Origin of the sequence: Streptomyces orinoci (assembly GCF_003121295.1) — a bacterium.
GTDB lineage: Bacteria > Actinomycetota > Actinomycetes > Streptomycetales > Streptomycetaceae > Streptomyces > Streptomyces orinoci.
In genome coordinates this window covers 69,853-90,743 of the sequence record NZ_PHNC01000038.1, presented here as the reverse complement: position 1 = coordinate 90,743, position 20,891 = coordinate 69,853, and the positions used below count along the sequence as shown (strand labels likewise).

At 72.1% G+C, this 20,891-nt stretch carries 20 protein-coding genes; 12 read left to right on the top strand and 8 right to left on the bottom strand.

Annotated elements, in window-relative coordinates; translation table 11 throughout:
- Positions 1 to 174 precede the first annotated feature (174 nt).
- Positions 175 to 774, top strand: a complete 600-nt coding sequence (gene scpB, locus CV755_RS32775) for an SMC-Scp complex subunit ScpB (protein ID WP_241561545.1) — start codon at positions 175 to 177, stop codon at positions 772 to 774.
- Positions 774 to 1,958: a pseudouridine synthase gene (locus CV755_RS32770; RefSeq protein WP_109284467.1), complete on the top strand. Its 1,185-nt coding sequence runs from the start codon at positions 774 to 776 to the stop codon at positions 1,956 to 1,958. The genes scpB and CV755_RS32770 overlap by 1 nt, the downstream gene beginning before the upstream one ends.
- Positions 1,959 to 1,992: 34 nt before the next feature.
- Here CV755_RS32770 and CV755_RS32765 read toward each other — a convergent pair whose 3' ends face one another.
- Together CV755_RS32765 and CV755_RS32760 are read right to left on the bottom strand one after the other, a co-directional pair.
- Positions 1,993 to 2,697 (bottom strand): nucleotidyltransferase domain-containing protein, encoded by a 705-nt coding sequence (locus CV755_RS32765; protein ID WP_109284526.1) that lies wholly within the window; start codon positions 2,695 to 2,697, stop codon positions 1,993 to 1,995.
- A 51-nt stretch (positions 2,698 to 2,748) separates the two neighbouring features.
- The gene (locus tag CV755_RS32760; protein WP_109284465.1) at positions 2,749 to 3,111 is read right to left on the bottom strand and encodes a DUF952 domain-containing protein; all 363 of its coding nucleotides are present in this window, start codon (positions 3,109 to 3,111) and stop codon (positions 2,749 to 2,751) included.
- 103 nt (positions 3,112 to 3,214) lie between these two features.
- Here CV755_RS32760 and CV755_RS32755 point away from each other — a divergent pair, with 103 nt between their 5' ends.
- From CV755_RS32755 to der, 4 genes are all read left to right on the top strand, one after another.
- A complete protein-coding gene (locus CV755_RS32755) occupies positions 3,215 to 4,285 on the top strand; it encodes a prephenate dehydrogenase (protein ID WP_109284462.1) in 1,071 nt (356 codons plus the stop codon).
- Positions 4,286 to 4,386: 101 nt separating this feature from the next.
- Positions 4,387 to 5,100 (top strand): (d)CMP kinase, encoded by a 714-nt coding sequence (gene cmk / locus CV755_RS32750; protein ID WP_109284461.1) that lies wholly within the window; start codon positions 4,387 to 4,389, stop codon positions 5,098 to 5,100.
- Positions 5,101 to 5,150: 50 nt separating this feature from the next.
- A complete protein-coding gene (locus CV755_RS32745; RefSeq protein ID WP_109284524.1) occupies positions 5,151 to 5,738 on the top strand; it encodes a lysophospholipid acyltransferase family protein in 588 nt (195 codons plus the stop codon).
- Positions 5,739 to 5,799: 61 nt separating this feature from the next.
- The gene (gene der / locus CV755_RS32740; protein ID WP_109284459.1) at positions 5,800 to 7,257 is read left to right on the top strand and encodes a ribosome biogenesis GTPase Der; all 1,458 of its coding nucleotides are present in this window, start codon (positions 5,800 to 5,802) and stop codon (positions 7,255 to 7,257) included.
- A gap of 34 nt (positions 7,258 to 7,291) precedes the next feature.
- Here the strand turns inward: der and CV755_RS32735 are convergent, their stop codons facing one another.
- Both CV755_RS32735 and CV755_RS32730 read right to left on the bottom strand, forming a co-directional pair.
- Positions 7,292 to 7,663, bottom strand: a complete 372-nt coding sequence (locus tag CV755_RS32735; RefSeq protein ID WP_109284522.1) for a hypothetical protein — start codon at positions 7,661 to 7,663, stop codon at positions 7,292 to 7,294.
- An 89-nt stretch (positions 7,664 to 7,752) separates the two neighbouring features.
- Entirely contained in the window at positions 7,753 to 8,544 is a 792-nt protein-coding gene (locus CV755_RS32730) for a hypothetical protein (protein WP_109284457.1), read from the bottom strand.
- Positions 8,545 to 8,768: 224 nt separating this feature from the next.
- Here CV755_RS32730 and CV755_RS32725 point away from each other — a divergent pair, with 224 nt between their 5' ends.
- A complete protein-coding gene (locus tag CV755_RS32725; protein WP_109284455.1) occupies positions 8,769 to 10,019 on the top strand; it encodes a glycosyltransferase family 4 protein in 1,251 nt (416 codons plus the stop codon).
- Positions 10,016 to 10,903 carry a hypothetical protein gene (locus CV755_RS32720; protein WP_109284453.1) on the top strand — a complete coding sequence of 296 codons (888 nt, stop codon included), beginning with the start codon at positions 10,016 to 10,018 and terminating at the stop codon, positions 10,901 to 10,903. Before CV755_RS32725 ends, CV755_RS32720 begins: the two co-directional genes overlap by 4 nt.
- A 7-nt stretch (positions 10,904 to 10,910) precedes the next feature.
- On the opposite strand, the gene ctaD is transcribed toward CV755_RS32720, so the two are convergent.
- The gene (ctaD, locus tag CV755_RS32715; RefSeq protein ID WP_109284451.1) at positions 10,911 to 12,572 is read right to left on the bottom strand and encodes an aa3-type cytochrome oxidase subunit I; all 1,662 of its coding nucleotides are present in this window, start codon (positions 12,570 to 12,572) and stop codon (positions 10,911 to 10,913) included.
- 404 nt (positions 12,573 to 12,976) lie between these two features.
- Between ctaD and CV755_RS32710 the strand changes: the two genes are divergently transcribed.
- Entirely contained in the window at positions 12,977 to 13,192 is a 216-nt protein-coding gene (locus CV755_RS32710; RefSeq protein WP_109284520.1) for an I78 family peptidase inhibitor, read from the top strand.
- 80 nt (positions 13,193 to 13,272) lie between these two features.
- Here the strand turns inward: CV755_RS32710 and CV755_RS32705 are convergent, their stop codons facing one another.
- Complete coding sequence (locus tag CV755_RS32705; RefSeq protein ID WP_193553528.1) at positions 13,273 to 14,256, bottom strand: phosphatase PAP2 family protein; 984 nt, start codon at positions 14,254 to 14,256, stop codon at positions 13,273 to 13,275.
- 286 nt (positions 14,257 to 14,542) lie between these two features.
- Entirely contained in the window at positions 14,543 to 15,706 is a 1,164-nt protein-coding gene (locus CV755_RS32700; protein WP_422070628.1) for a hypothetical protein, read from the bottom strand.
- A gap of 133 nt (positions 15,707 to 15,839) precedes the next feature.
- Between CV755_RS32700 and CV755_RS32695 the strand changes: the two genes are divergently transcribed.
- A complete protein-coding gene (locus tag CV755_RS32695) occupies positions 15,840 to 17,414 on the top strand; it encodes an MFS transporter (RefSeq protein ID WP_109284447.1) in 1,575 nt (524 codons plus the stop codon).
- Positions 17,415 to 17,539: 125 nt separating this feature from the next.
- Positions 17,540 to 18,730 (top strand): acyl-CoA dehydrogenase family protein, encoded by a 1,191-nt coding sequence (locus CV755_RS32690; protein WP_109284445.1) that lies wholly within the window; start codon positions 17,540 to 17,542, stop codon positions 18,728 to 18,730.
- Between the two features lie 51 nt (positions 18,731 to 18,781).
- On the opposite strand, the gene CV755_RS32685 is transcribed toward CV755_RS32690, so the two are convergent.
- Positions 18,782 to 19,219 (bottom strand): cell division protein SepF, encoded by a 438-nt coding sequence (locus CV755_RS32685; protein WP_109284443.1) that lies wholly within the window; start codon positions 19,217 to 19,219, stop codon positions 18,782 to 18,784.
- A 236-nt stretch (positions 19,220 to 19,455) separates the two neighbouring features.
- On the opposite strand from CV755_RS32685, the gene CV755_RS32680 reads away from it, so the two are divergent.
- Complete coding sequence (locus CV755_RS32680) at positions 19,456 to 20,694, top strand: DUF5685 family protein (protein ID WP_193553531.1); 1,239 nt, start codon at positions 19,456 to 19,458, stop codon at positions 20,692 to 20,694.
- Positions 20,695 to 20,891: the final 197 nt, after the last annotated feature.

The following is a 20,891-nucleotide window of genomic DNA, read 5'->3' as shown; positions in this document are numbered from 1 at the left end:
ACCCCGACGGAGGCGGGTTGCGGCCGCGAGACGCCTCCCGTGGCAGCAACAGGTGCTTCTGCCGCGCCGGATACGGAGCCCGGCGTGCCCCGGACCACTCGGGAGGGGGAGTGCGGTGACTCCGCCGCCGGGACGGCACCCGGCGCCCCCGAGCCCCCCGGCGGCGTCGCCGCGCTGCCGCTCGGGCCTGCGCTGGAGGCCGTCCTGATGGTCGTGGACGAGCCGGTCACCGAGGAGCACCTGGCCAAGGTGTTGCAGCGGTCCCGGCGGGAGATCGCCGATGAGCTGCGGCGGCTGTCCGATGAGTACACCGTCCAGCGGCGCGGCTTCGATCTGCGGGCGGTGGCCGGAGGGTGGCGGTTCTTCACGCGGGCCGAGTACGCGGAGGCTGTGGAGAGCTTTGTGCTGGACGGCCAGCAGGCGCGGCTGACCCAGGCCGCGTTGGAGACCCTGGCCGTTGTCGCGTACCGTCAGCCGGTCAGCCGTTCGCGGGTCTCCGCCGTACGCGGGGTGAACTGTGACGGCGTCATGCGCACGCTCCTCCAGCGCGGGCTGGTGGAGGAGGCGGGGACGGAACCCGAAACAGGTGCGATCCTGTACAGGACGACGAATTACTTTCTGGAGCGGATGGGGCTGCGCGGCCTGGACGAGCTTCCCGAGCTCGCCCCGTTCCTCCCCGAGGCGGAAGCGGTCGAAGGTGACTCCCAGGAAGGAGTCCCGTCATTCGATCCGGACGCCCCGGACACCGAAGCGGACGACAAGACGGAACTTTGATGCGAAGCAGCGGCAGGAACAGCGGAAGCGGCAACCGGGACGACCGGGGCGGGCGCGGGCGCGCGGGATCTCCGCGCCCGGCGTCCGGCGGCGGTCGGGGGCGCTCCGAAGGCGGGCGCGCCGAGGGCGGGCGCTCCGGCCAGTCACGCTCCGGCGGCGGACGTTACGACCGGCGGGACGACCGGCAGCAGGAGCAGCGCCCGCGCCGCCCGCGCCCCGAGGAGCGCCGCTACGACGTGGGCCCGGACGCCGAGCGCACCGGCCGGGGTGCCGCGGCCCGCGGTGGCGCCAAGGGCGGCCCCAAGCGTCCGGCCGGCGGCAAGGGTGCCGCGGGCGCCCCGCGCCGGGGCGGCCGTCCCCAGCCGCCCGCCCGCCCCCGGGAGTACGACGCCCAGATCGAGGAGCGCAACCGCGAGCGGCACAACAAGCCGGCCCTCAAGCTGCCCAAGACCTTTGGCGAGCAGGAGGGCGAGCGGCTGCAGAAGGTGCTGGCCCGGGCCGGCATGGGCTCCCGCCGCGCCTGTGAGGAGCTGATCGAGCAGGCCAGGGTCGAGGTCAACGGGCAGATCGTCACCGAGCAGGGCCTGCGGGTGGACCCGGAGAAGGACGAGATCAAGGTGGACGGCCTGACCGTCGCCACCCAGTCGTACCTGTTCTTCGCGCTCAACAAGCCGGCCGGTGTGGTCTCCACCATGGAGGACCCCGACGGGCGGCAGTGCCTGGGTGACTATGTCACCAACCGGGAGACCCGGCTGTTCCATGTGGGCCGGCTGGACACCGAGACCGAGGGCATCATCCTGCTCACCAACCATGGCGAGCTGGCCCACCGGCTGACCCACCCCCGCTATGGCGTACAGAAGACCTATCTGGCCGCCATCACCGGCCCGCTGCCCCGGGACATCGGCAAGCAGCTCAAGAACGGCATCCAGCTGGAGGACGGCTACGCCCGCGCCGACAACTTCCGGGTGGTCCAGCAGACCGGCAAGAACTACCTGGTCGAGGTCACCCTGCACGAGGGCCGCAAGCACATTGTGCGGCGGATGCTGGCCGAGGCGGGCTTCCCGGTGGAGAAGCTGGTGCGCACCTCCTTCGGCCCCATCGCGCTGGGCGACCAGAAGTCCGGCTGGCTGCGCCGGCTCACCAACACCGAGGTGGGCATGCTGATGCGCGAGGTGGACCTGTAGGAGCCCGTACGGGCCGGGCGGCGCGCGTCGGACGTCATATGGCGGCTGACGCGCGCCGCGTCCGTATCAGGAAGTCCTCCACCCGGGCCCGGTCCGGCTCTGCGGGCAGCGGTGTCGAGGCGGCGGCCGCCTCGGTCTCCCGGTGCAGGACGGCCAGCCAGGACTCCACCTCCGCCCAGGACAGCTCGCCCCGGCGCACCGCCAGCAGCCGCTCCCGGTGCTCGCCGGTCTCGACCACCAGCCGGCCGGTGCGCAGCAGGTCCCGGCAGCTGAGGGTGAGGCGGAGAAGATGCATTACCCGTTTCCAGCGGGGGGTGCCGTTCGCCTTGATGTCCGCCGCGACCTTGGACAGGTGCCCGGCCGCGTAGCCGGCGAAGGTCTGATGGACCTGCCGGGACAGGAAGGCGCCGCGCAGCGACAGCAGTTCCCGTCCGGTCGCGTCCGCCCGTTCCACCAGCGGGGAGTGCAGGCACTCCAGCACCGTGGGGTTGGCCCGCAGCGCCAGCTCGCAGAAGCGCTCCAGCTCCCAGGAGAAGCGCTCCTCGCCCGGTCCCTCGATATGCGTGGGCGGCTTGGTGAAGCCCCAGAACATGGGGGTGGGGGCCAGGAAGACCCCGCGCCGGTCGGTGTCGCTGTCCTCGGTGGCCAGCCCGAAGGCGCGCGAGCCCATCACACAGGAGTAGACGGTGTGCTCGGTCACCAGGGAGTGCGGCGAGCGCAGGGAGTGCGAGGAGTGCATGGCGAGCATGGTGGCAGCGGGCACGCCCCGCCGGCACCTCGATTTCCGTGGTCAGGACCAGACCGCCAGGCCCACCGCGCGCCGCTCCTCGTCCCGTTCGATCTCCATCATCCCGTCCACCGCGTCCCGGCTGATCCGCCCGTAGACATGCGGGAACAGCGTCCCCGGCGGCACTCCGGGCGGCGGCGGGCCGGCCGGGGCCTCCCAGCGGACCAGGACGTCCAGCTTGTGCTCGTCGATCAGCAGGGCCATCAGCGGTCCCGGCACCTCCCGGTAGAAGGCGGTGGCCACCGCCAGGGTGGTGGCCTCGTCGGGGGAGCAGTGCACAAAGCCCTCGGTCTCCAGGGAGGCGGGGGCGTAGGGGCGGTCGGGGATGGCCAGCCAGTCGTCCAGCGATACCACATGAAAGATCATGTCCACGTTGTACCGGACGGTGACCGCCCGCGCAGGGCCCGCACGGCGGCGCACTAGGGTTAAGCCACCACGGACCGCCCGCGCACAGCAAGGACCTCACCCAGTGCGTACCGCCCTCGTCATCGGCACCGGACTGATCGGCACCTCCGCCGCGCTCGCCCTGGCGGGCCGCGGGGTGCGCGTCTACCTCCGGGACCACGACCCCGACCAGGCCCGTACCGCCGCCGCCCTGGGCGCCGGCCTCGACCAGGAGCCGGACGGGCCGGTGGACCTGGCGCTGGTCGCCGTGCCGCCGGCGCATGTGGCGGCCACCCTGGCCGCCGCGATCGAGGGCGGGCTGGCCCGGGCCTATCTGGATGTGGCCAGCGTCAAGGGCGGCCCCCGCCGGGAGCTGCGGGCGCTGGGCTGCGACCTCAGCACCTATCTGGGCACCCATCCGATGGCCGGACGGGAGCGCTCCGGTCCGCTGGCGGCCACCGCGGACCTCTTCGAGGGCCGCCCCTGGGTGCTGACCCCCACCCGGGACACCGACACCGAGGTGCTCAACCTGGCGCTGGAGCTGGTGGCCCTGTGCCGGGCCGTCCCGGTGGTGATGGACGCCGAGGACCACGACCGCGCGGTGGCCCTGGTCTCGCACACCCCCCAGCTGGTCTCCAGCCTGGTCGCCGCCCGGCTGCGCAATGCCGACGAGACCGCGGTGCGGCTGTGCGGGCAGGGCGTCCGCGATGTCACCCGGATCGCCGCCTCCGACCCCCGGATGTGGCTGGAGATCCTCTCCGCCAACCCCGGCCCGGTCGCCGATGTGCTGGACGCCCTGGCCGCCGACCTGGACGAGACGGTACGGGCGCTGCGGGCCCTCCAGGCGGGCAAGGAGGGTGCCGCCGAACTGGAGGATGTGCTGCGCCGGGGCAATGACGGCCGGGCCCGGGTCCCGGGCAAGCACGGCGCGGCCCCGGCCGTCTATGAGACGGTCACCGTGCTCATCGGCGACCAGCCGGGCGAGCTGGCCCGGATCTTCGCCGACGCCGGCCGGGCGGGCGTCAATATCGAGGACGTCCGGATCGAGCACGCCACCGGCCAGCAGGCCGGCCTGATCCAGCTGATGGTGGACCCGGCGGTGGCCGGGCAGCTGGCCGGGACGCTGGCCGAACGGGGCTGGCCGGTGCGGCGGTAGCCGGGGGACCGTACGGCTGCACGAGGCGCTCCGGCGAGCCAGTAACCTTGGGTGAGCCCACCGCTCACAGGACAGCCCGTAGACAGCCCGTACACAGGAAGGTGTCTGACACCGTGGAAACCGCCGCCCGGACCGCACCGGCAGCAGTGATCGTCGGCATCGACGGCCCCTCCGGCACGGGCAAGTCCAGCACCTCCAAGGCCGTGGCCGCCAAGCTGGGCCTGCGCTACCTGGACACCGGGGCGCAGTACCGGGCGATCACCTGGTGGATGCTGAGCAATGGCATCGACGTCAACGACGCCATGGCGGTGGCCGCCGCCGCCGGCAAGCCGGAGATCGTCTCCGGCACCGACCCCTCCGCGCCCGCCATCACCGTGGACGGCCTGGACGCCTCGGCGCCCATCCGCACCCAGGAGGTCACCGCCGCGGTGAGCGCGGTCAGCGCGGTCCCGGAGGTGCGCACCCGGCTGACCGAGCTGCAGCGGGCCATCGCCGCCGCGGCCCCGGCGGGCATCGTGGTGGAGGGCCGGGACATCGGCACCACCGTGCTGCCGGACGCCGATGTCAAGATCTTCCTCACCGCCTCCCCGGAGGCCCGCGCCGCCCGCCGCAATGGCGAGCTCAAGGGCAAGGAGGCCGGTGACCTGGCCGCCACCCAGGCGGCGCTGGTCAAGCGGGACGCCGCCGACTCCGGCCGGAAGACCTCCCCGCTGGCCAAGGCCGCCGACGCGGTGGAGGTGGACACCACCGAGCTGACCCTGGAGCAGGTCATCGAGTGTGTGGTGACCCTGGTGGAGGAGAAGCGGACCGCGTGAGTCCTTCCGCCTCCGGCGCCGCCGTCGGCCGGCGGATCGGCGTCGGACTGATGTACGGGCTGTGGAAGCCCCGGGTGCTGGGTGCCTGGCGGGTGCCCGCCGCGGGGCCGGTCATCCTGGCCGTCAACCACTCGCACAATGTGGACGGCCCGATGGTGATGGGCACCGCCCCGCGCCCGGCGCACTTCCTGGTCAAGAAGGAAGCCTTCGTCGGCCCGCTGGGCTGGTTCCTGCGCTCCATCGGCCAGCTGGAGGTGGACCGCCAGGGCACCGACCGGGCCGCCGTCACCGGGGCGCTGGAGGTCCTTCAGCAGGGCGGGGTGCTGGGCATCTTCCCGGAGGGCACCCGGGGCGAGGGCGACTTCGCCGCGCTGCGGGCCGGTCTGGCCTATTTCGCCGTACGGTCGGGGGCGCCCATTGTGCCGGTGGCGGTGCTGGGCAGTGCCGAGCGCGCCGGCCGCCTGGTACGCGGCCTGCCGCCGCTGCGGGGGCGGGTCGATGTGGTCTTCGGGGATCCTTTTGAGGCCGGGGACGGCAGCGGGCGGCGTACCCGCAAGGCGCTGGACGAGGCGACCGTCCGCATCCAGCACCGGCTGGCCGCCCACCTGGCGGACGCCAAGCGGCTCACCGGCCGCTGACACAGACTTTTGAGTAGCGGGCCGTAAGGGTCCCGCCGATGAGAGCAAGGAACGGACCTTCATGAACGACCAGATCCACGGCGACGAGCACGGTGAGCTTGGCGACGCCGAGTACGCGGAGTTCATGGAGCTCGCGGCGCAGGAGGGCTTCGACGCCGAGGAGATCGCCGGTGAGCTGGCGGCCGCGGGCCACGGCCCGCTGCCCGTGCTCGCCGTGGTCGGCCGCCCCAACGTCGGCAAGTCCACCCTGGTGAACCGGATCATCGGCCGCCGCGAAGCGGTGGTGGAGGACAAGCCGGGCGTCACCCGGGACCGGGTGACCTATGAGGCCGAGTGGGCCGGCCGCCGCTTCAAGGTCGTGGACACCGGCGGCTGGGAGCAGGACGTGCTGGGCATCGACGCCTCGGTCGCCGCCCAGGCCGAGTTCGCCATCGAGGCCGCCGACGCGGTGGTCTTCGTGGTGGACGCCTCGGTGGGCGCCACGGACACCGACGAGGCCGTGGTCAAGCTGCTGCGCCGGGCGGGCAAACCGGTGGTGCTGTGCGCCAACAAGGTGGACGGCCCCTCCGCCGAGGCCGACGCCGCCATGCTGTGGTCACTGGGCCTGGGCGAGCCCCACCCGGTCTCCGCCCTGCACGGCCGCGGCACCGGCGACATGCTGGACGCGGTCCTGGAGGCGCTGCCCGACGCCCCGGCCCAGACCTTCGGCACCGCCGTGGGCGGCCCCCGCCGGGTGGCCCTGATCGGCCGCCCCAATGTGGGCAAGTCCTCGCTGCTGAACAAGGTGGCGGGCGAGGAGCGGGTGGTCGTCAACGAGCTGGCCGGCACCACCCGCGACCCGGTGGACGAGCTGATCGAACTCGGCGGCAAGACCTGGAAGTTCGTGGACACCGCCGGCATCCGCCGCCGGGTCCACCTCCAGGAGGGCGCCGACTACTACGCCTCCCTGCGCACCGCCGCCGCGGTGGAGAAGGCCGAGGTCGCGGTGGTGCTGATCGACGCCTCGGAGTCCATCAGCGTCCAGGACCAGCGGATCATCACCATGGCCGTGGAGGCGGGCCGGGCCCTGGTGCTGGCCATCAACAAGTGGGACACCCTGGACGAGGAGCGCCGCTACTACCTGGAGCGGGAGATCGAGACCGAGCTGGGCCAGATCGGCTGGGCTCCCCGGGTCAATGTCTCGGCGCGCACCGGGCGGCATATGGAGAAGCTGGTCCCGGCCATCGAGACCGCGCTGGCCGGCTGGGAGACCCGGGTGCCCACCGGCCGTCTCAACGCCTTCCTGGGCGAGCTGGTCGCCGCCCACCCGCACCCCATCCGGGGCGGCAAGCAGCCGCGCATCCTCTTCGGCACCCAGGCGGGCACCCGCCCGCCGCGCTTTGTGCTGTTCGCCTCCGGCTTCCTGGAGGCCGGCTACCGCCGCTTCATCGAGCGCCGGCTGCGCGAGGAGTTCGGCTTCGAGGGGACGCCGATCCACATCTCGGTGCGGGTGCGGGAGAAGCGCAGCCGCAAGAAGTGACGCCTTGGCCGGGCGGTGCGCCGCCCGGCCGGGCCTAGAACCCTCGTGAGCGCCCGTCGCGCGCACCGGGCGGCAGTGCGGGAAGTGCCCCGCGCTGCCGCCCGTGTGTGTGGTAGGTGTCCCAGCTGCCATGGTGGCCGGAGTGGCCGGAGTAGGGGGAGTGCCCGGTCAGCTGGCCGTAGTAGCCGCCCTGCCCCTGCTGGGAGCCGAAGCCCTTGAAGCCCAGGTCCTCCTCACCGGCCCGGTCGCCCGGCAGGGTGCGGAAGGCACGGCGGTACTCGGAGCACAGGGCGTCGAAGATCGGGGTGACCGACTCGCAGCGGCTCCGGTCGGCGGCGTCCCGGGACGGCCGCATACCGGGGATGTAGTTCTGGTACGAGGTCCGGGAGGGTTCGTAAGAGTACACATCCCTGCCAACGACACCGCGGCCCATCGGATGCGGTCACATCCGTGAATGACACCCCGGGCCCGGGAGCGCGGGGAGCGTGAATGCGATCATGTGCCCGCGAGCGGCATGGTCGCGCCCACCAGCCGGCCCGCCGCCGCGGCCCGGTCCAGGGCCTCGCGCAGCAGGTCCTCCCGGGACTGCTGGCCGATGGTGCCCACCGGCGCCGCGAAGACGATCACCCGCTGGTGGCGCTTGACCGCCGCCCGCCACTCCTCGGCCACCTGCATCGCCTGATGGGCCTGCCACCAGGCGACCGGGGAGCCGGCGGTCGCGCCGGGCTGCAGGATGGCGTGCAGCTGGCCCATGGCCACCAGCACCGACCAGCCGGGGTTGGCGCTCGGAATGTCATCGACCGAGCTCACCGGGGTGAAACCCTGCTCGCCCAGCAGCTCCAGGAAGACATCCGCCGGACCGGTGGTGCCGGGCCGGGCGATCGCGGTCAGCGGCTCCACCACCAGGGTGGGATGCACATCGTTGTTGATCAGCAGCAGGCCGCTGGTGACCCCCAGCTCGGCCTGCAGCGGTACCTCGGCGGTCACCGCCGGCTCACCCGCCGCCGGGCCCTCGCCGGTGATGGAACGCACCGCGTTCTGCAACTGCTCCTCGGAGACCGGGACGACCTGGGAGGGGATGCAGGCCGCGTGCGCGAAGGCCAGCACCGCCGACTCCTCGCCGACGAAGAGCACGGTGCTGGTGCGGTCCCGCTCGCTGTCGCCGACGGCACGGCAGGAGGTGCACTCATAGGTGCCGGGGGCGTTGTCGCCGCCGAGCAGTCGGTCCGCTTCTTCGTCGCCGATCTCGGCGCGTACGTCGTCGCTGACGTCCAGCATGCGGGGCACGGAGGGCTCCTCGAAACTTCGGTGCACAGGGCCGGGCGGTTCCCGGCTCGTAACGAGGACAACGGACGACGCCGGGCCTGGGTCACGCCCTGCTGGGGCGCCGGTAACCGGACGCTCAACTTCCGGTGAACCGGTTGCCGCCGCAGGCGAACCGGATGGCACTGAGTACGCTCTAACCTCTCAGGAGGCGGGCCACCAGGCGCGCACACCGGCTGTGGGGACGAATGCACATCTCATTCCTGATTCACAATGCCTACGGCATCGGCGGCACGATCCGCACCACGTACAACCTGGCGGGCACCCTCGCCGAGCAGCATGACGTGGAGATCGTCTCGGTCTTCCGGCACCGCGAGGAGCCGGTCTTCGCCACGCCCGGCAAGGTACGGCTGCGTCACCTGGTGGATCTGCGCAAGGACGGCCCCGGCTACGAGGGCGACCACCCCGAGGCCCGGCGCCCGGCCACCGTCTTCCCGGCCACCGAGGGCCGCTACAAGCAGTACAGCGCGCTCACCGACCGGCGGATCGCCGAACACCTGCGCTCCCTGGACTGCGATGTGGTGGTCGGCACCCGGCCCGGCCTCAATGTGCACATCGCCCAGCAGGCCCGCCGCGGGCCGGTGCGGGTCGGCCAGGAGCATCTGACCCTCTCCACCCACTCCGCCCCGCTGAAGCTGACCCTGCGCACCCACTACCCCCGGCTGGACGCCGTCACCACCGTCACCGAGGCCGACGCGCAGACCTACCGCAAGCTGATGCGGCTGCCGGGAGTACGGGTGGAGGCCGTCCCCAACAGCGTCCCGGCCCCCCTGGTCGCCCCGGCCGACGGCACCGGCAAGTGGGTGGTCGCGGCCGGCCGGCTCGCCCCCGCCAAGCGCTATGACGTGCTGATCCGGGCCTTCGCCAAGGTTGTCGCCGAGCGCCCGGACTGGCGGCTTCGGATCTATGGCGCAGGGGTCGAGAAGGCCAAGTTGCGCAAGCTGATCGACGACCTGGGCCTGTACAACCACGTCCTGCTGATGGGCCCGGCCAACCCGCTGGACCCGGAGTGGGTCAAGGGCTCCATCGGCGCCGTCACCTCCAGCCTGGAGTCCTTCGGCATGACCATCGTGGAGGCCATGCGCTGCGGCCTGCCGGTGGTCTCCACCGACTGCCCGCACGGCCCCGGGGAGATCATCGACAACGGGGCCGACGGACTGCTGGTGCCGGTCGGCAAGACCGATGCCATCGCCGCCGGGCTGCTGAAGCTGATCAACGACGATGAACTGCGCAAGCGGATGGGCCGCCAGGCCCTGGAGAACGCGGCGCGGTTCGACCCGGCGCAGATCGCCGGGCGGTACGAGCGGCTGTTCGGCGAGCTGGCCACGCGGGGCACCCTGCGCGGCTCGCTGCACCGTACCCGGGGAGCGCTGCTCAGCAGCGCCCTGCGGACCACGGACGCCGGCCGCTCCGCCCTGCGCCGGGTGCGTGCCGCATGACCGACGCGCGGTTCCCTTCCCACCCCATCACCCCCGAGGAGTCCCCCATCGTGTCTGCCCCGCCGCGCGCCGACTGCATCGCGGACTCCGCGGGCGGACTCACCTTCGACCTCGACGTACCCGAGGGCGGCCGGGAGCCGCAGGCCCTGGTGCTGCTGCGCCGGGGCGGGGACGACCAGGCCGATGAGGTCCGCCTGCCGCTCACTCCCAATGGCGACGGGCGCCTGCGTGCCGTACTGCCCAGCACCGTGGCAATGGCCGAGGGGCGCTGGGATGTGCATCTGGACCGCGGGGAGGAGGGCGGCCCGCAGCGGCTGCTGCCCGGCCTGGCCGACCTGCGCTCGCTGGTGGACCGCAGGCCCGGCCCCAGCACCTCCCCGCTGGCGGTGCGCATCCCCTACGCCACCAAGCACGGCAACCTCTCGGTGCGCAGCTGGCTGCGCGCCCCGCACGCCGAGGCCGGGGATCTCACCCTGAGCGCCGAGGGGATCACCGGGCGGGGCACTCTGCACCGGGTGGAGAACCCCCAGGAGTGGCTCACCGACGCCGTTGTGGAGGCCCGCTCCAGGCGGAGCGCGGCGGTGGTGCGCACCGCGCCGGTGACCGCCGAGGGCCAGGAGTTCACCTTCACCCTGGCCTATGCCGGGCTGTGCGCGGACTGGAAGGGCGGGCCGGAGGTCTGGGACTTGTGGCTGTGCCGCGCGGATGGCTCCGCCGAGGCCCGGCTGGCGCGGATCCTGGACGATGTGGCGGACAAGAAGCAGATCTTTGTCTACCCCGGCCTGCCGGTGTCCGCCCCCTACGCCCCGGCCGAGGTCGGCCCGTACTACACGGCCGACAACGACCTCGCGGTACGGGTGGACGAGCGGCCCCCGGTGAGCTGACCCCCGCTCAGGACGGGGCGGCCTCGGCCTCTTTGGCGGTCCGCGGATGGTGCAGGTCGAAGGCGGGGGACTCGGAGCGGATCCGGGGGATCGAGGCGAAGTTGTGGCGGGGCGGCGGGCAGGAGGTCGCCCACTCCAGCGAGCGGCCGAAGCCCCAGGGGTCGTCCACCTCCACCGGCCTGCCGTACTTGGCGGTCCGCCAGAGGTTGTAGAGGAACGGCAGGGTGGACAGGCCCAGCAGGAAGGCGCCGATGGTGGAGACCGTATTGAGCGCGGTGAAGCCGTCCGCGGCCAGATAGTCGGCGTACCGCCGGGGCATCCCCTCGGCGCCCAGCCAGTGCTGCACCAGGAAGGTGGTGTGGAAGCCGGTGAAGAGGGTCCAGAAGTGGACCTTCGCCAGCCGCTCGTCCAGCATCTTGCCGGTGAACTTGGGCCACCAGAAGTAGAAGCCGGCGAAGGTCGCGAACACCACGGTGCCGAAGACCACGTAGTGGAAGTGCGCCACCACGAAGTAGCTGTCGGTGACATGGAAGTCCATCGGGGGAGAGGCCAGGATCACCCCGGTGAGCCCGCCGAACAGAAAGCTCACCAGGAAGCCCACCGCCCACAGCATGGGTGACTCGAAGGACAGCGAGCCGCGCCACATGGTGCCGATCCAGTTGAAGAACTTCACCCCGGTGGGCACCGCGATCAGGAAGGACAGGAAGGAGAAGAAGGGCAGCAGCACCGCCCCGGTGGCGAACATATGGTGCGCCCAGACCACCACCGACAGCGCGGTGATCGCCATGGTGGCGCCGATCAGCGAGAGATAGCCGAAGACCGGCTTCCGGGAGAACACCGGGATGATCTCGCTGATGATGCCGAAGAACGGCAGCGCGATGATGTAGACCTCCGGGTGCCCGAAGAACCAGAACAGGTGCTGCCACAGCAGCGTCCCGCCGTAGGGCGCCTCGAAGACCACCGCGCCGAACCGGCGGTCCGCCTCCAGGCACAGCAGCGCCGCCGCCAGCACCGGGAAGGCCAGCAGGATCAGCACCGAGGTGAACAGTACGTTCCAGGTGAAGACGGGCATCCGGAACATGGTCATCCCCGGGGCGCGCATCCCGATGATGGTGGTCAGGAAGTTGACGGCGCCCAGGATGGTGCCGAAGCCGGAGAGCGCCAGGCCCATGATCCATAGGTCGGAGCCGACCCCGGGGGAGCGGACCGCGCCGTTCAGCGGGGCATAGGCGGTCCAGCCGAAGGAGGCCCCGCCCTCCGGGGTGAGCATGCTGCCGACCACCAGCAGACCGCCGAAGAGATACAGCCAGTAGGCGAACATATTGAGCCGGGGGAAGGCCACATCCGGGGAGCCGATCTGCAGCGGCATGATCGCGTTGGCGAAGCCGGCGAAGGCCGGGGTGGCGAAGAACAGCAGCATGATCGTGCCATGGGCGGTGAACGCCTGGTTGAACTGGTTGTTGGTCATGAACTGCAGCCCGGGACGGGCCAGCTCGGCCCGCATCAGCAGGGCCAGCACCCCGGCCACCAGGAAGAAGCCGAACGAGGTGATCAGATAGAGACTGCCGATCTTCTTGTGGTCGGTGGTGCTCAGCCAGTCCACCGCCAGCGCGCCCGGCCGCCGCTCGCGCCGCGGAGCCTCGCGTACCGGCGTTGTCTCGGTCCCCATCCGTGCCCCCTCGCTCTCCGGCCGTCCGGCCCGTCGTGCCTCCGGGTTCCCTTGGGTCCCCGCCATGATGCTCGTCCCCGGGCGGGTGGCGCGAGGGTGCCTCGGGCACCGGGACCGGGTCAAGGGATCTTCCGGAATTAAATATTCCGGTCAATTGCGGGGGCCCTTGGGCCGCCGCCCGGTTAATCCCGGACGCGGCCTTCCCGGCCGTAATAGCCGGACAATTGACGGGACCTTGGCCGGACCCCGGAAAGATATGGTGAAGATTCATCGGCGAGGGTTTCGGCAGCGGTTTCCGGAGCGAATGGAAAACCCGGCTCCCGGGAGCCGCGCCCATAAACCCCGCCCGGAGGTCTGTTTACGGAAGTGTGACCGGCGGGGCCTTACGGCCTACCGTGGCTGCCATGGTGTCCTTGCCGAATCTTCCCCCCGACCCCCAAGACGACCTCGGGCGCTACCTGGGGCTCGACGCCGAGAGCGCCGCCGCCCTGGCCCGGGAGCAGGGCTGGCGCACGGTGCGTTCGCTGCCGCCGGGCACCGTGGTGACCATGGAGTATGTGGCCGGACGGCTCAACTTCGAGGTGGACGGCGGCCGGGTGCGCCGCTGCTGGAAGGGCTGAGCGGGCGTAACAGCCGGGCGTGCGGAAAAGGCGACGGCCGCCCCGGGGTGTACCCGGAGCGGCCGTGGGAGCCCGGAGCGTCAGACGGTCCGGCCCGGGCCCAGCTGCGCGGTGCGCGGCGCCCGGTCGGCATGCGGCGGACGGCGGCTGCCGCCGGGGGTGACCGGGGTCCGCTCGGCACGGACGGTGTGCGGGCGGGCGGCCAGGTGCGGACGGGACTCGGCGGACCGGCCCCGGCTCCCCGCGCCCACCACCTCGCGCACCGGCAGTTCGTCATGGACCGGCGACCGCTGCGGCAGCACCCCCACCGGGGAGAACGTCCCGGCCGCCGGCATCCGGCGGGCACGCAGCGCCGCCCAGGCGGCCAGCAGCCACACCTCGGCCCGGGCCATCAGCGGCTCGAACCAGGGCAGCGCCAGCAACACCAGCAGACCGGCCGTCCAGCCCAGCGTCACATCGCTCATCCAGTGGGTGCCCAGATAGACCGTGGTCATCCCGACGCCCAGCGCCAGCAGCGCGGCGATCACCGAGCTGATCCGGCGGGCCCGCGGGGTGGTGGCCAGATAGGCCAGCACGCCCCAGGTCACCACGGCGTTGGCGGTGTGGCCGGAGGGGAATATGTCCCCGCCGGCGAACATCTCATTGGAGCCGATCAAGGTCGCATAGTGCGGGCCCAGCCGCCCCATCCCCAGCTTGGCGGCGCCCACGGTGGCGTTGAGCAGCAGCAGCGAGGTGCCCAGCACCAGCAGCGGGCGCAGGGTGCGGCGCTTGTACGAACACCAGCCCAGCCAGGCGGCCACCGCCAGGGCGGTCGGTCCGCGCTGGCCCAGGACCACGTAGTAGTCCAGGAAGGTGTGGATCTCCGGCCAGTGCTTGTACGGCCGGAAGAGCATGACCTGCCAGTCGAACCGCACCGGCCACGAGGTGGTCCATACACCGACCACGATGGCCACATAGACCACACAGGTGGCCGCGAAGAGGCCCACCCGGGTCCGAGTCATCCTCGGCCGCTCGGGCGTGGTCGGTGGCTCCTCCGTCTGGACGAGCTCGTCGTTGGTACGCACCCAATCGACGTTACATTGCGTGACGGGAGGGTCCGGCCGCTACGGCCGATTTGTGATGACGATGTGATGTGGAATGCGTCTCAAACGCGACTTTCGGCACGAGCGCCATCCGTCCCGTACCGAAATAAGAATGAGTTAAAGAATCCGGGTCCGGCTTCCCCTCCGGCATCCCGGCGCGCTTAATGTATTTCGATTTCCGCCGTTTATCGGTGATTGGCCGGGGGGTTGAACGGCGTTTTCCCGTCCCCGCCCCTGCCCTGTCCCCGCCCCCCTCCCCGGAAAACGATCACGGCGGCCCGGACCCCAGCAGCCAGAAGGCCCCGTAGCCGGCCGAGACCAAGGACACGGCAGTCATGATCATCACCGCGCGTGGGGTACGCAGCCTCGCCAGCGCCACCGCGAGCGGCAGCAACAGCGAAAACGCCGGCATCATCAGCCGCGGCTTGGAGCCGAAATAGCCCTTGGCCGTCAGCGCCAGCCCCAGCACCACTCCGCCATAGACCAGCAGCGGCAGCGGCTGACGCTGCCGCACCCCCGCCAGATACAGCCGGATCACCAGCCCCACCCCGGCCAGCAGCGCCAGCCCGGCGGCGAAGGACGGCCCGCCCAGCAGCCCGGCGGCAAAGGAGCCGAACGCCAGCCCGCCGTCGAAACCATTGCCCCAGCCGCCCTGGACATCCAGATAGCCGGTGACGCTGCCGGTGCGCACCCCCACCCAGGCCACATACGCCAGCCAGCCCAGCGGCGCCAGCGTCACCCCCAGCAGCATGCGCCCGGACCCCCGCCGGCCCCGCCGCCACAGCCGCACCCCCGCGGTGAGCCATACCGCCGCCACCACCGCGGCCCCTACCGGACGGGTCAGCCCGGCCAGCGCCGCCAGCCAGCCCGCCCACACCCAGCGCCCGGTGAGCACGGCATAGACACTCCACGCCGCCAGCGCGGTGAACAGCGACTCCGAGTAGGCCATCGACTGCACGATGCCGACCGGAAGCGCGGCCCACAGTGCCACCAGCGCGATGCCCGTCCGCCGCCCGTACCGCAGCTCGCCCACCGCGAAGATCCCCCAGGCCGCCGCCACCGAGGCCACCGCGCTGACCAGCAGTCCCGCATCGGCCACGGACAGCGGCAGCAGCGCCGACAGCCCCCGCTCCAGCCCCGGCAGCAGCGGAAAGAACGCCATATCGGAGTGGACCCGGCCCCCGCTCAGCCGAAGGGTGTAGCCATAGCCGTGCTCGGCTATCCGCGCGTACCACAGCGAGTCCCAGCGGGCGGACAGCAACTGGTGCGCACTGCGCCCTGCCGACCCCGCCCACACCGCCAGTACCAGCAGCCCCAGCCCCCGGATCGCCCCATAGCCCAGCAGCGCGGGCAGCGCCCGGCGCAGGGCCGAACGGGTGCGGCCGATGCCGGGGGCGGTGCGTATGCCGGGGAGCGGGGCGAGAGTCGTCACCGGGTGATTGTCCGGTATCCCGGGGCCCCCGCCCAACGGCGCCGGGGCGGTGACCTGGCGGGACTCGCGTAACCTGGCGTCTCATCCGTCCCCCGCACCCGGCACCCGGGGGACCCGACACGGAGGTGGGCGAATGTCCGGGACGGCTCCCGCCGGCACCCGGTGGACCACGGGCCTGCCCCGGCAGCGCTCCCGCCCCCGGCCCGGCCCAGGCGGCGGCGCCGGCCGCTGGACGGTGCTGGTCGTCCTCTGCGTCAGCCTCCTGATCGTCGCCATCGACGCCACCGTGCTGCATGTCGCGGTCCCGGCCGTCACCGAGGATCTCCGCCCCGGCGCCATCCAGCTGCTGTGGATCGTGGACATCTATCCGCTGGTCTGCGCCTCGCTGCTGATCCTCTTCGGCACCCTCGGCGACCGGGTGGGCAGGCGCCGGGTGCTGTTGCTGGGGTACGGCCTGTTCGGCCTGGCCTCCGCGCTGGCCGCCGTCGCCCCCACCCCCGGGGTGCTGATCGCCGCCCGGGCCCTGCTGGGCGCCGGCGGCGCCATGATCATGCCCGCCACGCTCTCCATCCTCCGCCAGGTCTTCCCCGACCGGCGGGAACGCGCCCTGGCCATCGGGGTCTGGAGCGCGGTGGCCGCGGTGGGCGCGGCCGCCGGACCGCTGCTGGGCGGGCTGCTGCTGGAGCACTACTGGTGGGGCTCGGTCTTCCTGATAAACGTCCCGCTGATGGTGGTGAGCATCCCCATCGGCCGCTGGCTGCTGCCCGAGTCCACCGGCGACCGGGACGGACCCTGGGACGTACTCGGCGCCCTGCTGGCCGCCTTCGGGCTGTTCGGCGTGGTGCTGGGGGTCAAGCGGATCGGCTGCGCCGAACCGCTGTCCCTGGCCACCGTGGTGCCGCCCGCGCTGGGCTGCGCCCTGCTGGTGCTGTTCGTACGCCGCCAGCGCCGCCGCCGGCACCCGCTGATCGACCTGGCGATGTTCGCCCGACCGGCCTTCTCCACCTCGGTGGGCTGCATTGTGCTGGCCATGCTGGCCCTGGTCGGCCTGGAGCTGATAGCGGCCCAGTACCTCCAGCTGATCCTGGGCCTGACCCCGCTGGGGACCGGGCTGCGGCTGCTGCCGCTGACCGTGGCCGCGATGGCCGCCGGACTGGCCGGCTCCAGGGTGCTGCACCGCCTGGGCCCGCGCCGGATGGTGGCGTCCGGCTTCGCCCTGACCGCCGCCGCCGTGCTCGCCCTGGGCGCACTGGGCCGCGAGGACCGGCCGGGCCTGCTCACCGGCTGCTTTCTGCTGCTCGGCCTGGGCCTGGAGACCACCCTGTTCGGGGCGTATGAGTCCATGCTCAGCGAGACCTCGGCCGGCGCGGCGGGCGGGGCGGCCGCCATCGGTGAGACCTCCTACCAGCTGGGCGCCGGGATGGGCATCGCCCTGCTGGGCAGCGTGATGAATGCCGCCTACGCGCCCGCGGTCGGTTCGGCCCCGGGCGTGCCCAGTGCTGCCGCCCGGTCCGCCACCGACTCCCTGGGCGAGGCCTATGAGGTGGCGGACCGCCTCGGCGGCCCCCAGGGCCAGGCCCTGCGCCGCACCGCCCGGGACGCCTTCATCCATGGGATGCATCTGTCCCTGGTGGTCAGCGCCGTCCTGCTGCTGCTGGGCGCGCTGGCCGCGCTGCGGCTGCCCAGGACCGCCGGTCCGACGGACTGAGGCGGGCCCCGGCCGGGGCGGGGCCAGGGGCAGGGGCTGGGCCGGGCCCGGGGCAGGGTCTGGACGCCGGGGGTTACCCGGCCGTAGCGTCGGTGCCGTCCCGCCGATGATCACCGGAGGCCGCCATGTCCGCAGCAGCCCTGCCGCCGTTCGACCCCCATGACCCGCTGGGCATCGACGACCTGCTCAACGACGAGGACCTGGCGGTCCGTCAGACCATCCGGCAGTGGGCCGCCGACCGGGTACTGCCGCATATCGCCGACTGGTACGAGCGCGGGGAGCTGCCCGGCATCCGCGAACTCACCCGGGAACTCGGCGCCCTGGGCGCCCTGGGCATGACCCTGGACGGCTATGGCTGCGCCGGGGCCGGCGCCGTCCAGTACGGCCTGGTCTGCCTGGAGCTGGAGGCCGCCGACTCCGGCATCCGCTCCCTGGTCTCGGTCCAGGGCTCGCTGGCCATGTACGCCATCCACCGCTTCGGCTCCGAGGAGCACAAGGAGCGCTGGCTGCCCGGCATGGCGGCCGGGGAGACCATCGGCTGCTTCGCCCTGACCGAACCGGATCATGGCTCCGACCCGGCCGGGATGCGCACCCACGCCAAGCGTGACCCGGGCGGCGACTGGATCCTCACCGGGCGCAAGATGTGGATCACCAATGGGTCGGTGGCCGGGGTCGCTGTCGTCTGGGCCCGGACCGACCAGGGCATCCGCGGCTTTGTCGTACCCACCGACACCCCCGGTTTCGCCGCCCCCGAGATCAAGCACAAGTGGTCCCTGCGCGCCTCGGTCACCAGCGAGCTGGTGCTTGACGAGGTACGGCTGCCCGCCGACGCGGTGCTGCCCGGGGCCACCGGCCTGCGCGGCCCGCTCAGCTGTCTGAGCCACGCTCGCTATGGCATCGTCTGGGGCTCGCTGGGCGCCGCCCGGGCCAGCTTTGAATCGGCGCTGGAGTACGCCCGTACCCGCGAGCAGTTCGGCAGGCCCATCGGGGGCTTTCAGCTCACCCAGGCCAAACTGGCCGATATGGCGGTGGAACTGCACAAGGGCGTTCTGCTGGCGCACCACTTGGGGCAGCGCATGGACGCCGGACGACTGCGTCCGGAACAAGTCAGCTTTGGAAAGCTCAACAACGTAAGGGAAGCGATCGAGATCTGCCGTACCGCCCGGACGATCCTGGGCGCCAACGGGATCTCCCTGGAGTACCCCGTGATGCGGCACGCCACCAACCTGGAGTCGGTGCTCACCTATGAGGGCACCGTGGAGATGCACCAGCTGGTGCTGGGCAAGGCGCTCACCGGTCTCGACGCGTTCCGATGAGCACCCCGGCCCCTTGAGAGGCCGTCAGCTCTGCTGTTTTCTTCGTCTTCGTCAGCTCTGGTTGAAAAAACCCCCGTTGGCCCGGCTGATCGGCTCCCCGCTGACCACCTGGTAGTCGGCGGGGGTGAGCAGGAAGACCCGGTTGGCCACCCGCTCGATGGAGCCGCGCAGCCCGAACGTCAGCCCGGCCGCGAAGTCCACGACCCGCTTGGCGTCGCTCGGCTCCATGGCCGTGAGGTTGACGATCACCGGGATGCCGTCCCGGAACAGCTCGCCGATGCCACGGGCGTCCCGGAACCCGTCCGGGGTCACCGTGGCGATCCGGGTGCCCTGGTCCTGGGCCGCCTCGTCGGCCACCCGGACTCTGGGGTTGGTCACCCAGGAGTCACCGGGCTCGGGTCCCTCGGCGTACTCGTCGTCGTAGTAGCGCTCGTCGTCGCTGTCGTCGACGAGCCCAAGCCAGGCACTCGCCTTACGCACCGAACCCATGGACGCCTCCTCTCACACGGGTGTGTTCCGCCCGCCCCCCTATGGTCGTCCATGATGCGGATGGTGTGCCAAGTGGATGGGGGCCAAGCGAGGATTTCGTGACGCATCTGGTGCAAAGCAGGTGTCGGTGTGTCAGAACCCTGAAACAACCCCCTGCCAAGGGACCGGAGCCGGTCGCTGCTGACCCTATGACTAGGATGCGCCGGGTTGTCGGAGGCTACACACGGGGGATGGTTTTGTTCGGAATGGTCCGGCCATGTCGGCATCGGTTGTCCCAGCGTATGCAGGCCGAGTGGCTGGCTCATCTCTGCGGTCTCTGCCTGGCGTTGAGGGGCGATCACGGACAATTCGCGCGAGTCGCGACTAATTACGACGGATTGGTCATATCCGTCCTGGTGGAGGCGCAGGCGCAGTCCGACGAACAGTCCGGAGCCTGGCGGCGTACCGCCGGACCCTGCCCGCTGCGCGGGATGCGCACCGCTTCGGTGGCCCGGGGCGAGGGTGCCAGGCTGGCCGCCTCGGTCTCCCTGGTGCTGGCCTCGGCCAAGCTGCGCGACCACGCGGCCGACGGCGATGGCCTGCTGGCCGGCCGTCCGCTGGCCGCCGCGGCCCGCCGGGTGGCCGCCAACTGGGACCGGGCGGGCGCGCGTACGGGCGCCGATCTGGGCTTCGACACCGCGCTGTTGACCGATGCCGTGGAACGGCAGACCGGGCTGGAGGCCCAAGCCCGGCCGGGAACCCCGCTGTTGACGCTGACCGAGCCCACCGAGACCGCGACCGCCGCCGCCTTCGGCCACACCGCCGTACTGGCCGGGCGCCCCGCCAACCGGGCGCCGCTTCAGGAGGCGGGCCGGCTCTTCGGGCGGCTGGCCCATCTGCTGGACGCGGTGGAGGACTTGGCGCGGGACGCCGAGACCGGGGCCTGGAACCCGGTCACCGCCACCGGTACGGACCTGGCCGAGGTGCGGCGGCTGTGCGATGACGCGGTGCACGGGGTCCGACTGGCGCTGCGCGAGGTGGAGTTCGCGAGCAAGGCCCAGGGCAGGCTGGCCCATCTGCTGCTGGCGCACGAGCTGCAGCGTGCCGTGGACCGCGCCTTCGCCACCGGCGGCTGCACCACCCACCGGCACCCTGAAACACGGTCGCCGCAGGGTGCGTTCGGCCCGCCACCGGTGATGCCGCCGCCCATGCCGCCCCAGCGGGGGCCGAAGCGCGGGGCGGTGGCCGGGTGCGCGATGGCCGCGCTGATGTTCTGTACGTGCCAGCTGTGCTGCCGGGACCCCTATATGGATCCCTGGTCCGGAGAGCCGCGCCAGGGCTGGTGCTACAAGTGCGATTGCGGCGACTGTGATTGCAGTGGCTGCAATGGCTGTGGCGACTGCTGCAACTGTTGCCGCTGTGCGAGCGGATGCTGCGACAACGGCTGTTGTGACGGCAACTGCTGCGATGGCTGCGACTGCGGTTGCGACTGTTGACGCCGCCTTGACAGCCGTCTTGACAGCGGCCCAAGCCCCCGGCATAGCCTCATCGGCAGGTCGCGGCCCCGCCCCTCCCAACGTCGTCACCGGCGCGGGGCCGCGCAGCCGCACCCGCCGACGGCGCCCGGCCACCCCCGGGAAACCCCCGCCAACCCGGTTCCGCGCCACGGGTGGTGCGCGGGTGGGGCCGACAA

Bases quoted from the DNA above. Each gene is read 5' to 3' on its own strand.
- CV755_RS32770 (WP_109284467.1), top strand. From the start codon at position 774: ATGCGAAGCAGCGGCAGGAACAGCGGAAGCGGCAACCGGGACGACCGG.
- CV755_RS32765 (WP_109284526.1), bottom strand. From the start codon at position 2,697: ATGCACTCCTCGCACTCCCTGCGCTCGCCGCACTCCCTGGTGACCGAG.
- CV755_RS32760 (WP_109284465.1), bottom strand. From the start codon at position 3,111: ATGATCTTTCATGTGGTATCGCTGGACGACTGGCTGGCCATCCCCGAC.
- CV755_RS32745 (WP_109284524.1), top strand. From the start codon at position 5,151: ATGTACGGGCTGTGGAAGCCCCGGGTGCTGGGTGCCTGGCGGGTGCCC.
- der (WP_109284459.1), top strand. From the start codon at position 5,800: ATGAACGACCAGATCCACGGCGACGAGCACGGTGAGCTTGGCGACGCC.
- CV755_RS32725 (WP_109284455.1), top strand. From the start codon at position 8,769: ATGCACATCTCATTCCTGATTCACAATGCCTACGGCATCGGCGGCACG.
- CV755_RS32720 (WP_109284453.1), top strand. From the start codon at position 10,016: ATGACCGACGCGCGGTTCCCTTCCCACCCCATCACCCCCGAGGAGTCC.
- ctaD (WP_109284451.1), bottom strand. From the start codon at position 12,572: ATGGGGACCGAGACAACGCCGGTACGCGAGGCTCCGCGGCGCGAGCGG.
- CV755_RS32710 (WP_109284520.1), top strand. From the start codon at position 12,977: ATGGTGTCCTTGCCGAATCTTCCCCCCGACCCCCAAGACGACCTCGGG.
- CV755_RS32695 (WP_109284447.1), top strand. From the start codon at position 15,840: ATGTCCGGGACGGCTCCCGCCGGCACCCGGTGGACCACGGGCCTGCCC.
- CV755_RS32690 (WP_109284445.1), top strand. From the start codon at position 17,540: ATGTCCGCAGCAGCCCTGCCGCCGTTCGACCCCCATGACCCGCTGGGC.
- CV755_RS32685 (WP_109284443.1), bottom strand. From the start codon at position 19,219: ATGGGTTCGGTGCGTAAGGCGAGTGCCTGGCTTGGGCTCGTCGACGAC.